Annotated in this window: 10 protein-coding genes; 6 read left to right on the forward strand and 4 right to left on the reverse strand. The window is 67.5% G+C overall.

The window, feature by feature from the left end:
* The first annotated feature begins 141 nt into the window (after positions 1-141).
* The 6 genes from AB6806_RS04015 to AB6806_RS04040 all read left to right on the forward strand — a co-directional run bounded on the left by AB6806_RS04015 (position 142) and on the right by AB6806_RS04040 (position 9,556).
* Positions 142-1,023, forward strand: coding sequence for an ImuA family protein (locus AB6806_RS04015; protein ID WP_210245584.1), 882 nt, complete (start codon positions 142-144; stop codon positions 1,021-1,023).
* Positions 929-2,473 carry a Y-family DNA polymerase gene (locus AB6806_RS04020; protein ID WP_370954147.1) on the forward strand — a complete coding sequence of 515 codons (1,545 nt, stop codon included), beginning with the start codon at positions 929-931 and terminating at the stop codon, positions 2,471-2,473. Before AB6806_RS04015 ends, AB6806_RS04020 begins: the two co-directional genes overlap by 95 nt.
* On the forward strand, positions 2,470-5,886 hold the full coding sequence (locus AB6806_RS04025) for an error-prone DNA polymerase (RefSeq protein WP_142020740.1): 3,417 nt from the start codon (positions 2,470-2,472) through the stop codon (positions 5,884-5,886). Before AB6806_RS04020 ends, AB6806_RS04025 begins: the two co-directional genes overlap by 4 nt.
* Positions 5,887-6,198: 312 nt before the next feature.
* Positions 6,199-7,008, forward strand: a complete 810-nt coding sequence (locus AB6806_RS04030) for a phosphoadenylyl-sulfate reductase (protein WP_142021052.1) — start codon at positions 6,199-6,201, stop codon at positions 7,006-7,008.
* Positions 7,005-7,907 carry a sulfate adenylyltransferase subunit CysD gene (gene cysD, locus AB6806_RS04035; protein WP_112761913.1) on the forward strand — a complete coding sequence of 301 codons (903 nt, stop codon included), beginning with the start codon at positions 7,005-7,007 and terminating at the stop codon, positions 7,905-7,907. Before AB6806_RS04030 ends, cysD begins: the two co-directional genes overlap by 4 nt.
* Positions 7,907-9,556: a GTP-binding protein gene (locus AB6806_RS04040; RefSeq protein ID WP_142020741.1), complete on the forward strand. Its 1,650-nt coding sequence runs from the start codon at positions 7,907-7,909 to the stop codon at positions 9,554-9,556. Before cysD ends, AB6806_RS04040 begins: the two co-directional genes overlap by 1 nt.
* A gap of 82 nt (positions 9,557-9,638) precedes the next feature.
* On the opposite strand, the gene AB6806_RS04045 is transcribed toward AB6806_RS04040, so the two are convergent.
* The 4 genes from AB6806_RS04045 to AB6806_RS04060 form a co-directional block, all read right to left on the reverse strand.
* Positions 9,639-10,283, reverse strand: a complete 645-nt coding sequence (locus AB6806_RS04045; protein WP_142020742.1) for an EF-hand domain-containing protein — start codon at positions 10,281-10,283, stop codon at positions 9,639-9,641.
* 139 nt (positions 10,284-10,422) lie between these two features.
* Positions 10,423-10,830, reverse strand: a complete 408-nt coding sequence (locus tag AB6806_RS04050) for a RidA family protein (protein ID WP_142020743.1) — start codon at positions 10,828-10,830, stop codon at positions 10,423-10,425.
* A gap of 47 nt (positions 10,831-10,877) precedes the next feature.
* Entirely contained in the window at positions 10,878-12,518 is a 1,641-nt protein-coding gene (locus AB6806_RS04055; RefSeq protein WP_370954148.1) for a benzoate-CoA ligase family protein, read from the reverse strand.
* Positions 12,484-13,728: an acyl-CoA dehydrogenase family protein gene (locus AB6806_RS04060; RefSeq protein WP_142020745.1), complete on the reverse strand. Its 1,245-nt coding sequence runs from the start codon at positions 13,726-13,728 to the stop codon at positions 12,484-12,486. Before AB6806_RS04060 ends, AB6806_RS04055 begins: the two co-directional genes overlap by 35 nt.

The raw sequence follows: 13,728 nt of genomic DNA on the forward strand, positions 1-13,728 counted from the left end.
ACAGCGGATATGGGACGAAGCCGAAAACTTTTCTGTGCCACCCGCTGTCAGCGGTCCACTACCGAAACGGGAGACTCGACTCGCCTTCCACCGCGCGACGTTCTATAAAAGAACAAAGAGTGAACAATTGCTTTGTCGCCCATGCAGAACGCCATCTCGCCAGCCTTGTCCGATCTGCGCCGCAGCCTCGCCGAGGCGGCCTTGCGATCGGGGCCGGCTGCGGCGGGCAAGGTGAGCCTCGGCGCCACGGAGATCGATGCGGCCCTGTCCGGCGGGCTCGAACGGGCAGCGCTGCATGAAGTCTACGCCGCCGGCACCGCCGATCTCGCTGCCGCCACGGGCTTTGCGCTCGGGCTGGCTCTGCGGGCGGCGCAAGGGGAGGCGGGAGACGACGCTGCGCGGCCGATCCTCTGGGTGCGGCAGGATTTCGTTGATGCCGAGACCGGCCGTTTGCATGCGCCGGGGCTGAACGAACTCGGCCTCGATCCCGCCCGGCTTCTGCTGGTGCGGGCACGCGACGCCCTGGGCGTGTTGCGGGCCGGCGCCGAGGGAGCGCGCTGTCCGGCGCTCGGCGCCGTGCTGATCGAGCCCTGGGGCGAGCCGCGCGCCTTCGACCTGACCGCGAGCCGGCGGCTTGCGCTCGCGGCCGAGGGTTCCGGCGTGGCGACCCTGCTCCTGCGCGTCGCGGCGGCGGAAGCGCCGAGCGCGGCGCGGACGCGCTGGCAGGTCGTGCCGCTGGCCTCGCGGGCGCTGGAGGCGAATGCGCCGGGCGCCCCGGCCTTCGCCTTGAGGTTGCTGCGCCATCGCGGCGGCGTGCGCGGCGATGCGGCAGAGCGTGAGTGGCGTGTGGAGTGGAACCGTGACCGATGCGCTTTCGAGAACCGAACCGTCTTTGACCGATCCGACAGGCTCATCCCCCGCAGGAACGATGTCCCGCCGCTATCTCGCCCTCTGGTTTCCCTATCTGGCGACGGACAGGCTGCGGCGGCTGGGCCGGATTCCGGCCTTCGGCGCGCCGGCTGAGAAGCCCCATGTCCTCGTCGAGATGCAGGGCAACGCCTTGCGCCTCGCCGATTGCGACCGGCGCGCCGTCCGCCTCGGCCTGACGCGGGCCATGACGCTGGCCGATGCCCGCGCCCGCATTCCCGATCTCGTCGCGCTGGAAGCCGAACCGCAGGCGGATCGGGCCTTCCTCGATGAGGTCGCCACCTTCTGCGACCGCTTCACCCCGCTGGTTGCGCGCGACGAGCCGCACGGCCTCACGCTCGACGTCACCGGCTGCGCCCATCTCTTCGGCGGCGAGGCGGGGATGCTCGATCTCGTGTGGCAGGTGATGGATCGATCGGGCTTGAGCCTGCAAGCCGCCATCGCCGGCACGCCCGAGGCCGCACGCGCCTGTTCCCGCTTCGGACCGCGCGGCATCATCCCACCGGGACGGGACGAAGCGGTGCTGCGCCTGCTGCCGGTCGCCGCGCTGGAGGCGGAGCCCGAGACCGTGATCGCTCTTTCCCGAGCCGGGCTGAAGACCCTGGCCGATGTCGCCGCGCGCCCCTCGGAAACCCTCTCCGCCCGCTTCGGCGAGGCGCTGGCGGTGAAGCTCCGGCGCATCCTCGGCCATGAGGATCGCCGCATCACCCCCTTGCGTCCACCGCCGGACTGCGTGGTCGAGCGTCATTTCCCCGAACCCTTCGCCGATACGGCGAGCCTCGAGGCAGTGGTCGTCCGGCTGATCGGGGAGGCGGCGCGGGTGCTGGAGGCGCGCGGTGAAGGCGGGCGCGCCTTCGAGCTCGGCTTCTTCCGCAGCGACGGCACGGTTCGCCGCCTCGTCATCGAGACCGGCCGGCCCTCGCGCGACGCCAAGGCTTTGTTGCGGCTCTATCGCGAGCGCATCGAGACCCTGGCCGACCCGCTCGATCCCAGCTTCGGTTTCGATGCCATCAAACTCGCCGTGCCGGTCTGCGAGCCGCTCAACACGCAGCAGCACAGCCTCGACGGCCGCGCGGTGGAGGAGGAGGCGGTGGCCGATCTCGTCGACCGGCTCGTCACCCGCTTCGGTCGCGACCGGGTGCTGCGCTTCGCGGCGCAGGACACCCATCACCCCGTCCGCGCGGCAAAGGCGCTCTCGGCCGCTGCGCCCATGCCGGAAGCGGCCTGGCCCGCACCCGAGCCGCAGGAGCCCCCGGCCCGCCCGCTCCAGCTCTTCGAGCCGCCCCAACCCGTCGAGGCGATCGCGGAAGTGCCGGATGGACCGCCGATCCGTTTCCGCTGGCGGCGCCTCATCCACGACGTCGCTCGCGCCGAAGGCCCGGAGCGGATCGCGCCCGAATGGTGGCGCGACGGTTCGGACGAACCGATGCGCGATTATTACCGCGTCGAGGATGCGCAAGGGCGTCGCTTCTGGCTTTACCGCACCGGATTCTACGAGGCCGAGAGCGCGCCGCCGCGCTGGTTCCTGCACGGGCTCTTCGCATGAATCAGTCTGTCAGCCCTTTCGCCGAACCTGTTGCGGCGACAAATTTTTCCTTCCTGCGCGGTGCCTCGCCGGGGCCGAACATGGTGCTGACGGCGCTGCTGCTCGGATATGCCGGCATCGGCATCGCCGACCGCAACACGGTGGCGGGCGTCGTGCGCGCCTGGGCGGCGTTGAGGCAGTTGCGCGAGGATGGCTTGCCGGCGCCCGAGAAAATCCGCGAAGGCGGCAGCCCCGGCGAATATGTCTGGATCGAGAACCCGGATTTCTCAGACCTGCCCATCAAGCCCGAGGAGATGAAGGCGCTGGCGGAGCGCTTCAAGCTCGCGACCGGCACCCGTCTCGTCTTCGCCGACGGCACGCCCGACATCGTCATCTACCCGGCCAATCGCGACGGCTGGGGCCGGCTCTGCCGTTTGCTCAGCCACGGCAATCGCAAGGACGGCGTGAAGAAGGGCGAATGCCACCTCGTCCTCGACGATCTCCTGAATGATGCCCGCGACCTGCTGCTGATCCTGATGCCGGGCCGCAGGCTCGATGGGCTCCCTGAAGTGCTCGCCCGGCTCGACGAGGCCGCGCCCGGCGCGGTCTGGCTTGCTGCCAGCATGCACCGGCGCGGCGACGATCGCCGCCGCCTCGCGCGGCTCAAGGCCATCGCTGCCGCGACCCGCACCCCGCTGATCGCGAGCAATGACGCGCTCTACGATTCCATCGCGCAGCGCGATCTGCAGGACGTGCTCACCTGCATCCGCGAGGGCGTCACCATCGAGCGGGCCGGGCGGTTGCTCGAATCCAATGCCGAGCGCCATCTCAAGCTGCCGCAGGAAATGGCCCGTCTTTTCAGGGATGCGCCCGAGGCTATCGCCGAGACGCAAACCCTGTTCTCCCGCATCGAATTCGATCTCGGCCAGCTCAAATACGAATACCCCGACGAGCCGATCCCGCCCGGCTGGAAGGATCAGGACTGGCTGGTGGAACTGGTCCGCCGCTGCTGCCTGATCCGCTATCCCGACGGCGTTTCGGACAAGGTTCAGGGCCTGCTGGCGAAGGAACTCGCCCTCATCGAGAAGCTCGAATATGCCCGCTATTTCCTGACGATTCGCCAGATCGTCGAGTTCGCCGACAGCAAAGGCATTCTCTGCCAAGGTCGCGGCTCGGCCGCCAATTCCGCCGTCTGTTATGTGCTCGGCATCACCGCTGTCGACCCGGACGAGAACGACGTGCTGTTCGAGCGCTTCATCTCCACCGAGCGTCGCGAACCGCCCGACATCGACGTCGATTTCGAGCACGAGCGGCGCGAGGAGGTGATCCAGTGGATTTATGAGAAATACGGCCGCCACCGCGCCGGCATCGCCGCGACCGTGATCCATTACCGGCCGCGCAGCGCCATTCGCGAGGCCGGCAAGGTGCTGGGCCTGACCGAGGACGTCACCGCCCGCATCGCCGATACGAACTGGGGGAGCTGGGGCAGCGAGATCGGCGATGCCCGCGTCCGTCAGGCCGGGCTCGATCCGACCAATCCGACGATCCGCCGAGCCGTAGACTTCGCCACCCGGCTCTTGGGCTATCCGCGCCATCTCTCGCAGCATGTCGGCGGCTTCGTGCTGTCGCGCGGGCGCCTCGACGAGACCGTGCCGATCGGCAATGCCGCGATGGCGGACCGCACCTTCATCGAATGGGACCGCGACGACATCGACGCGTTGCAATTGATGAAGGTCGATGTGCTGGCGCTGGGCATGCTGACCTGCATCCGCAAGACCTTCGATCTGATCGCAGCCAATGGCGGAAAATCCTATCAGCTCGCCGATTTCACCGACGGCGACAAAGCAACCTACGACATGCTCTGCGAGGGCAAGTCGCTGGGCGTCTTCCAGGTCGAAAGCCGCGCGCAGATGAACATGCTGCCGCGGCTCAAGCCGCGGAAATTCTACGATCTCGTCATCCAGGTCGCGATCGTCCGGCCCGGCCCGATCCAGGGCAATATGGTGCATCCCTATCTGAAACGGCGGGCGAAGATCGAGGAGGTGACCTATCCGGCTCCCTCGCCGGAACATGGAGACAAAAATGAACTCTATGAGGTTCTGAAAAAGACCGAAGGCGTTCCGCTCTTTCAGGAACAGGCGATGCGGCTCGCCATGGTTGCCGCGAAATTCTCCGACATCGAAGCCAACGGCCTGCGCAAGGCGATGGCCACCTTCCGCAATGCCGGCACCATCGGCAATTACGAGACGATGATGGTCGAGCGCATGGTCGCGCGTGGTTATGAGCGCGATTTCGCCCAGCGCTGTTTCGAGCAGATCAAGGGCTTCGGCAGCTACGGTTTTCCGGAGAGCCATGCCGCCTCCTTCGCCAAGCTGGTCTACATCTCCTCCTTCCTGAAGAAGCACTACCCGGCGGCTTTCGCTGCCGCGCTGCTGAATTCCCAGCCGATGGGCTTCTATGCGCCGGCCCAGATCGTGCGGGAGGCGGAGGAGAACGGCGGCGTCGAACCACGGCCGGCCGATGTCAATTCCAGCTTTTTGGACAACAGCTTGGAAGCCGTTTCGGAATCGAGCTCTTACCATGGCTGGCTGGGTCAGGAGAGCAAAAGGGACCCCTTCGCCCTGCGTCTGGGCTTCCGTCAGATCGACGGCTTCAAGGATGAATGGGGCAAGGCCATTGCGGAGGCGCGGGAAGCGGGCGGCCCCTACCGCGACGTCGAGGAACTGATGCGCCGGGCCGGCCTTCCCGCCCGCGCCATGCGCCTGCTCGCCGATGCCGATGCCTTTCGCTCGCTCGGCCTCGACCGGCGCGAGGCGCTCTGGGCCGTGCGTCGCCTGCCGGATGATGCGGCGCTGCCGCTCTTCCAGGCCGCGCAAGCCCGCGAACTGGGACAGGAGCGGGCGATGGCGCTGCCGAGCATGCCGCTTGCCGAGCATATCGTCGCCGACTACCAGACCGTCCGGCTCTCGCTGAAGGGCCATCCGATGCAGTTGTTGCGCCCGCGCTTCCAACGCGAGGGCATCCTGAGCTGCGCGCAGACCGAGGGGAAGCCGGACGCCGCCTTCGCCTGCACGGCCGGCATCGTGCTGGTGCGCCAGCGCCCCGGCAACGGCAAGGCCATCTTCGTCACGCTGGAGGACGAGACCGGCATCACCAATGTCGTGATCTGGGCGCGGTTGTTCGAGCGCTTCCGCCGCGAGGTGATGGGCGCGCGATTGATGCTGGTCGAGGGCCGGGTGCAGAAGAGCGTCGAGGGCGTCACCCATCTCATGGCCCAGCGCATCGCCGACCGCTCGGCCGATCTCCTGTCGCTCTCGGACACGCATCGCGCCGAGGTTCCGATGCCGATCGACGAATTGAAGAATCCGCCGCTGCCGCGCCATCGCCACCCGCGCAATGTCCGCATCCTGCCGAAATCGCGGGATTTCCACTGAGAGGCAGGCGGTTCAGCCTCCGCGCCGGTCATCCCGGGCGAGCGCAGCGAGACCCGGGATCCATGCCGGAACCTCTATCGGAACCGCTCCGGCATGGATCCCGGATCGGCGCGACTTCGTCGCTCGTCCGGGATGACGGCGAGGAGGCGGCGGCGGCAGAGCCTCCCTCCGATAATGCCTAGCAACGTCCGCTAAAACAAACTTCTCCAATGGAAGTGAAATAAGAAAAAACACGCTACCTGCCGTAAATTGAACCTTTGGGCTCATGGGTATAAATCCAGCGTTCGATTTACCGAACAGATGGCCAGAACGATGGCGGCAAGCCCCGGCCCGGACGAAACCTCGACAAGCCCGCAGCCAACCGCGGTGCTGGCGGCCCGCGCGGCCGCGCTCGATGCGGCGTTCGGCATGGCGGACGTTCCCGAGCGCCTCTCCGGCATCGTCGCGCAAGCCGCCGGCCCCGTCGTCTTCACCACCTCCTTCGGCCTCGAAGATCAGGTGCTGACCCATTTCATCGCGACCGCGAAGCTCCCCGTCATCTTCGCCACGCTCGATACCGGCCGGCTCTTTCCGGAGGTCTACGCCCTCTGGCAGGAGACGGAGGAGCGCTATGGCATCCTGATCCGCCCCTATTATCCGCGCCATGACGCGGTCGAGCTCTATGTTCGCCAGAATGGCATCAACGGCTTCTACGGCTCGCGCGACGCCCGCAAATCCTGCTGCGACATCCGCAAGGTGGAGCCGCTCGGCCGGGCTCTGGCCGGGGCCGATACCTGGCTGACCGGCCTGCGCGCCGACCAGTCAGCCGCGCGCGGCGGCGTCAAGCTGGCGGAGGCCGATGCGGCGCGCGGCCTCGTCAAGGCGAGCCCGCTGATCGACTGGTCGCGCGAGCGCACGCTCGCCTTCGCCGAGGCGAATGACGTGCCGATCAACCCGCTGCACGCGCAGGGCTTCGTCTCGATCGGCTGCCAGCCCTGCACCCGCGCCATCCGGCCCGGCGAGCCCGAGCGGGCCGGGCGCTGGTGGTGGGAGGACGACGCCGCCAAGGAATGCGGCCTGCATGTCGGATCGGACGGAAAGCTGGCGCGAGCCAAAATCGCGCCGGCGGAGGCTCACGCATGATCCAGCTCAGCCATCTCCAGAAGCTCGAGGCGGAAGCCATCTTCATCATCCGCGAGGTGGTGGCGACATCGGACAAGCCGGTGCTGCTCTATTCGATCGGCAAGGATTCCGCCGTCCTGCTGCATCTGGCGATGAAGGCGTTCTACCCGGCCAAGCCGCCGTTCCCGCTGCTCCATGTCGATACGACCTGGAAGTTCCGCGACATGATCGCCTTCCGCGACGAGACGGCGGCGCGGCTGGGGCTCGATCTCATCGTCCACATCAACCAGGAGGGCGTGAGAGCCGGAATCAGCCCCTTCGCCTCGGGCTCGCGCGTCCATACCGACGTGATGAAGACGCAAGGACTGAAGCAGGCGCTCGACCTCCACAAGTTCGATGCGGCCTTCGGCGGCGCGCGCCGCGACGAGGAGAAGAGCCGGGCCAAGGAACGCGTCTTCTCACTGCGCAGCCCGGAGCATCGCTGGGACCCGAAGAACCAGCGCCCCGAGCCCTGGCAGCTCTTCAATACCCGCAAGCATCGCGGCGAGAGCTTTCGCGTGTTTCCGCTCTCGAACTGGACCGAGCGCGATGTCTGGGACTACATCGCGCTCGAGAACATCCCGGTCGTGCCGCTCTATTTTGCCGCGCCGCGCCCGGTCGTCCGGCGCGACGGCGCCTGGATCATGCGCGACGACGAGCGCATGGAGCTTCTCCCCGGCGAGGTCGTCGAGACCCGCATGGTCCGCTTCCGCACGCTCGGTTGCTACCCGCTGACCGGCGCTGTCGAGAGCGAGGCGGCCAGCCTCACCGACATCATCGCCGAGATGCGCTCGTCGCGATCCTCCGAGCGGCAGGGCCGCGTCATCGACCATGACGGCTCGGGCTCGATGGAGCAGAAGAAGCAGGAAGGCTATTTCTGATGAGCTTCGCCATCGCCAGGAATCTGGCCAAGAAGAACAAGGCACTGAGGCCGGCTCAGAACCTTCTCCCCGCCAATGATACGCCCAGCGCCTCCGAAACCGGCCAGCATTCGCTGCTGCGCTTCATCACCTGCGGCTCGGTCGATGACGGCAAGTCGACGCTGATCGGCCGTGTGCTCTACGAGGCCGGCGCGGTCTTCGACGACCAGCTCAGCGCGCTCGACAGCGATTCCCGCAAATTCGGCACGCAAGGCGCGGCGCCCGATTTCGCGCTTCTCGTCGATGGGCTTTCGGCCGAGCGCGAGCAGGGCATCACCATCGATGTCGCCTATCGCTATTTCGCGACCGACAGGCGCAGCTTCATCGTCGCCGACACGCCCGGCCACGAGCAATACACCCGCAACATGGCGACCGGCGCCTCGACAGCCGACCTCGCCATCATCCTGATCGATGCACGCAAGGGCCTGCTGCCGCAGACCCGCCGCCATTCCTTCATCGTCTCATTGGTCGGCGTGCGCCATGTCGTGGTCGCGATCAACAAGATGGACCTCGTCGGCTATGACGAGGCGGTCTTCGAGCAGATCGCCGCCGATTACCGCGCGGCGGTGCAAAACCTCGGCTTCGCCTCGATCCGCTTCATTCCGGTCTCGGCGCGTGACGGCGAGAACGTCATGCGGCCCTCCGCCCTGATGCCCTGGTATGACGGCCCGGCGCTGCTGCCCTATCTCGAAAGCGTCGCGATCGCGCCCTCCGCACCGCGCGACGAGGGCTTCGTGCTGCCGGTGCAATGGGTCAACCGCCCGGATCTCGACTTCCGCGGCTATGCCGGCACGCCCGTCACCGGCCGAGCCCGCGTCGGCGATCCGGTCGTGGCGCTGCCGTCCGGCCGCACGAGCCGCATCGCGCGATTGATCGGCGCGGCCGGCGAGGCCAGCCAGATCGCCGCCGGCCAGGCCGCGACGGTGACACTGGAAGACGACATCGACATTTCGCGCGGCGACGTGATCGCTGCCGCGGGTTCGACGCTGCCGGTGAGCCGCGGGCTGAAGGCGCGTCTGCTCTGGACCGGCGAGCGCGCCATGCTCGAAGGCGGGCAGTTCCTCGTGAAGCTCGCGACGCAGAGCGCCAACGCCACGGTCGAGGCGCTGCATCACAGCATCGACATCGAGGGCTTCCAGCCCCTGCCGGCGCAGAGCCTGCGCATGAACGGCATCGGCCTCGTCACGCTCCGGCTCGACCGGCCGCTGGTCTCGCTGCCCTATGCGCGCAGCCATGAGCTCGGCGGCTTCATCCTGATCGACCGCATCAGCAACGAGACGGTCGCCTTCGGCTTCGTCGAGCCGGGCGAGGGCGAGGCCCGGCAGGCGGTGGGCGAGGGCGGGGCGCTGGCACGGGCGCAGCGCGGCGTCCTTCGCATCGTCGGCCGGAAGGGCACGCCCGACCGCAGGGCCTGGCTCGCGGCGGTGAGCTGGCGCGTTCTCAGTACGGCGGGGTTGTTCGTCGCGGCCTTTGCGCTGACGGCGAATGTGCCTGTCTCTCTGGCGCTCGCCTTCGGCGACATCCTGCTGCGACCGGGCCTGCGGGCGCTGCATATGCGGCTCTGGCGGAAGGTGCCGACCGGGACCTTGCAGGACGGGGCAGGGATCTGAGGAGCGGCGCCAGCGGCTTCTGCCGTCGGCGTCGAGAGTGTTGCGGTTGCCACGGTGCGAGGCGGCATCCGGTTGGCGGAAGTCAGGCCGCCTTGGCGTAGGTCGTTTCGGTGGTGCCCTGCGCCGAAAGTTGCGACGCGCTGCCATAGGCTTGTGAGGCGTTCTGGAAGGCTTCCGGCGGCCGCCGGTGATGATGCCTCTCGCCGGATTGTTGCAGCGAGGACTGGAAGGCCTTCACCTCGTCCTGCGAGACCGAGCCGTCGCCATTCTTGTCCAGCGAGCCGAAGAGCTGGTTCAACTGGTCGCTGTTCAGCCGGCTGTCCTTGAAGGCCGCGCTGAACTCGTCCTTGCTGATCCCGCCATTGGCGTCGCTGTCGATCGCGTCGAAAGCCGACTTGCTGTCTTTATCGCTGTCGCTGTCGGAGGCAGTCTGGGCGTTCTGCGTTCCGCCCGCCTGGAGTGAGAACAGGAAGGACTGCAGCAGGCTGTCGGCCTTCTTGGCCTTGTCCTTGAACGCATCCGACTCGGCCTTGGTGATCGAGCCGTCGCCGTCCGTGTCGATCTTCTTGAAGAGCTCTTCGCTCTTGGCGCTGTCGGCACCCTTGGGGGCGGCGCTCTCGAACTCGTCGAGGCTGATGCCGCCGTCGCTGTTACTGTCGATCTGGTCGAAGCTGGGAGGTTTGTGGTGGGGGCGGAAGCCGCCGCCCACCCCGCTGATACTGGACATGGAGATACTCCGGGACGCGTCGCGATCTTGCGACGCGTCCCGGATTCTGCGCTCGGAATCTTGGTGAATGCCTAATGAATGACGTTGCGTGAGCTGTCTTCTCGGCCGTGGAATCGCGGCGGTTTGACGCAGGTTGTCCTCAGCCGTCCACCACCGCCGTTGCCTCGATCTCCAGCAACGCCTCCGGCTCGACCAGCGCGGTGACCGCGACCACGGCCATCGCCGGGAAATGCCGGCCGAAGACTTCACGATAGAGCGGCCCCATTTCCTTCAGGCTGGCGCGATAGGTCGCAATGTCCGTGACGTACCAGGTCAGCCGCACGATATCCTCGACGCGCCCGCCGCCGGCTTCGACCACCGCCCTGATGTTGAGGAAGGTCTGGCGGAGCTGGCCGAGGAAGCCCTTGGCGAAGACACCCTGCGCGTCCCAGCCGACAAGGCCGCCGGTGACCAGCACGCGGCCTTCCGCCACCATGCCGTTGGCATAGCCGCGCGGCTGCGGCCAGCCCTCGGGCAGGATGGCGCGGGATTGCGAATGGTCGGACATGGCGTATCGCCTCGATTTCGGCCGTTCAGGCTCTGTTGGAAGAAAGGTCAGCTCTCGCCTTGCGCGATCTGGCGGAGCGCGAAGCGTTGCAGCTTGCCGGTCGCCGTCTTCGGCAGGGCTTCGACGAAGGCGATGGCGCGCGGATATTTATAGGGCGCGATACCGGCCTTCACATGCTCCTGCAAGGCCTTGACCAGGGCGGCATCGCCGATGACGCCCTCGCGCAGCACGATATAGGCCTTCACGATCTGCCCGCGCTCGGGGCAGGGCGCGCCGACGACGCCGCATTCGGCCACGGCCTCGTGCGTCAGCAGGGCGGCTTCCACCTCTGGCCCGGCGATGTTGTAGCCGGCCGAGATGATCATGTCGTCGGAGCGCGCCTGATACCAGAAATAGCCGTCCGCATCGCGCAGATAGGTGTCGCCGGTGATGTTCCAGCCGTTCAGCACATATTTCGCCTGCCGCGGGTCGGCGAGATAGCGGCAGCCGGTCGGGCCGCGCACGGCGAGCCGCCCCGGCGTGCCGTCCGGCACGTCGCGCCCTTCCTCGTCGACGATCTTGGCCTCGTAGCCCGGCACCGGAATTCCGGTCGAGCCCGGCCTGATCCTGTCGCGTGGCGCGCCGATGAAGATGTGCAGCATCTCGGTCGCGCCGATGCCGTCCATCAGCGGGATGCCGGTGCGCGCCTGCCAGGCATCGAAGGTCGCCTTGGGCAGGGCCTCACCGGCCGAGACGCAAACCCTGAGCGAGGCGATGTCGCGCCCGTCGAGCTTGTCGAGAATGGCGCGGTAGGCGGTCGGCGCGGTGAAGACGACGCTGACCTTGTAGCGCTCGATCGCGTCGATCAGATCGGCGGGGCCCGCCTTCTCGGGCAGCACCATCGCCGCGCCGATCCGCATCGGGAACAGCACGAGCCCGCCGAGCCCGAAGGTGAAGGCCAGCGGCGGCGAGCCGGTGAAGCGGTCATCGGCCGAGGCCTTCAGCACGCAGGCGCCGTAGCAGTCGCAGATCGCCAGCATGTCCTGATGAAAATGCATCGTGCCTTTCGGCTCGCCGGTCGTGCCGGAGGTGAAGGCGATCAGGCAGACATCGTCGCGCGCGGTGTCTACGGCCTCGAAACGCTCATAGCCCGGCTGCGCCATCAAGGCTTCCAGCTCGCTCTCCGCGCCGCCGAAGGCGACGATGCGGGCAAGCTCCGGTACTTGCGCTCCGGCGGCTTCGAGATCGGCGGTGAGCCGATGGTCGCAGAGCGCCAGAGCGATCTTCGCCTTGCGCAGGGGATAGACGAGCTCGCCCACCCGCAGCATCGGCATGGTCGCGACCGCGACGCCGCCGGCCTTGATGACGGCGAGATAGGCGGCGACCATCATCGGCGTGTTGCCGGCGCGCAGCAGCACGCGGTTGCCGCTGATCATTCCGAGATCACGGCTCAGCACATTGGCGATGCGGTTCACTTTCTCGGCGAGATCGGCATAGCTCCACTCGAGACCGGCGGCGACAACGGCGGTGCGTCCGCCGCGTCCCTCGGTGATGTGCCGGTCGAGCAGTTCGGCGACGCAGTTCAGCCTTTCGGGATAGGCCAACCCTGCCTCTGCAAGTGTGAGATCGGGCCAGCTTTCGCGCGGCGGCAGGTTGTCCCGCGCAAAGCTGTCCTTATGTCCTGATCTCGCGAATCCGGTTGCTGTCATTGCGTTCCCCTGCCTTTTCGGCATGTAATTTCAGCAGGTCGCGCGCGATCACGACCTTCTGGACCTCGCTGGCGCCCTCGTAGATGCGCAGCGCTCTGATCTCCCGGTACAATTCCTCCACCTTGACGCCCTTGGTGACGCCGAGGCCGCCATGGATCTGGACAGCTCGGTCGATCACGCTCTGGGCGTTCTCCGTCGCGACGAGTTTGGCCAGCGCCGCCTCCCGGGTGACGCGGGGCGCGCCGCGATCCTTGGTCCAGGCGGCGCGGTAGACGAGCAGGGCGGCGGCATCGACCTCAGCCGCGCTGTCGGCGATGGCCGCCTGCGAGAGCTGGAGGTCGCCGAGCGTGCCACCGAAGAGCTTGCGACCATTGGCGTGCGAAATCGTCTCGTGCAGCGCCCGTCGGGCGAAGCCGAGCGCGGCGGCGCCGACCGTCGAGCGGAAGATGTCGAGCGTCGCCATCGCGACCTTGAAGCCCTCGCCCGGCCCGCCGATGCGGTTTTCGAGCGGCACGCGGCAACCCTCGAAGCGCAAGGTCGCCAGCGGATGCGGCGCGATCACCTCGATGCGCTCCGCAATGGTGAGGCCAGGCGTATCGGCTTCGACCAGGAAGGCGGAGAGCCCGCGCGCGCCGGGCGCCTCGCCGGTGCGGGCGAAGACGATGTAATGGTCGGCGATGCCGCCATTGGAGATCCAGCTCTTCTCGCCATCGATACGGACATGGCTGTTGCCGTCCGGCGTCGCGGTCGTCGCCATGGCGGCGACGTCCGAGCCCGCTTCCTTCTCTGAAAGCGCAAAGGCGGCGATGCGCTTGCCGGCCGCGACATCCGGCAGGATGCGCTGCTTCATCGCCTCCGAGCCTGCGATGCTGATCGAGCCGGTGCCGAGCCCCTGCATGGCGAAGGAAAAATCGGCGAGGCCGTCATGCGCGGCCAGGATCTCGCGGGCGAGGCAGAGCGTGCGCACGTCGAGCTTGTCGGTCAGCCCGCCATAGGCCGCCGGCACGGCAGCCTTCAGGAAGCCAGCCGCACCCAAGGCCGCGACGCGCGCCCGGCAGGCCTCGTCGACATCGTCATGCGGCAAATCGGCGAGATAGGAATCGGCCCAGCCGGAGAGCTCCGTGGCGAAGGCGCGGTGGCGATCCTCGAAGAACGGCCAGTCCAGCGTGTCGCCGAGGATATCGAGGCCGAGGCGAGGGGAGCCGCTCAT

Origin of the sequence: Allobosea sp. RCC_152_1, assembly GCF_041360765.1 — a bacterium.
GTDB classification, from domain to species: domain Bacteria; phylum Pseudomonadota; class Alphaproteobacteria; order Rhizobiales; family Beijerinckiaceae; genus Allobosea; species Allobosea spartocytisi.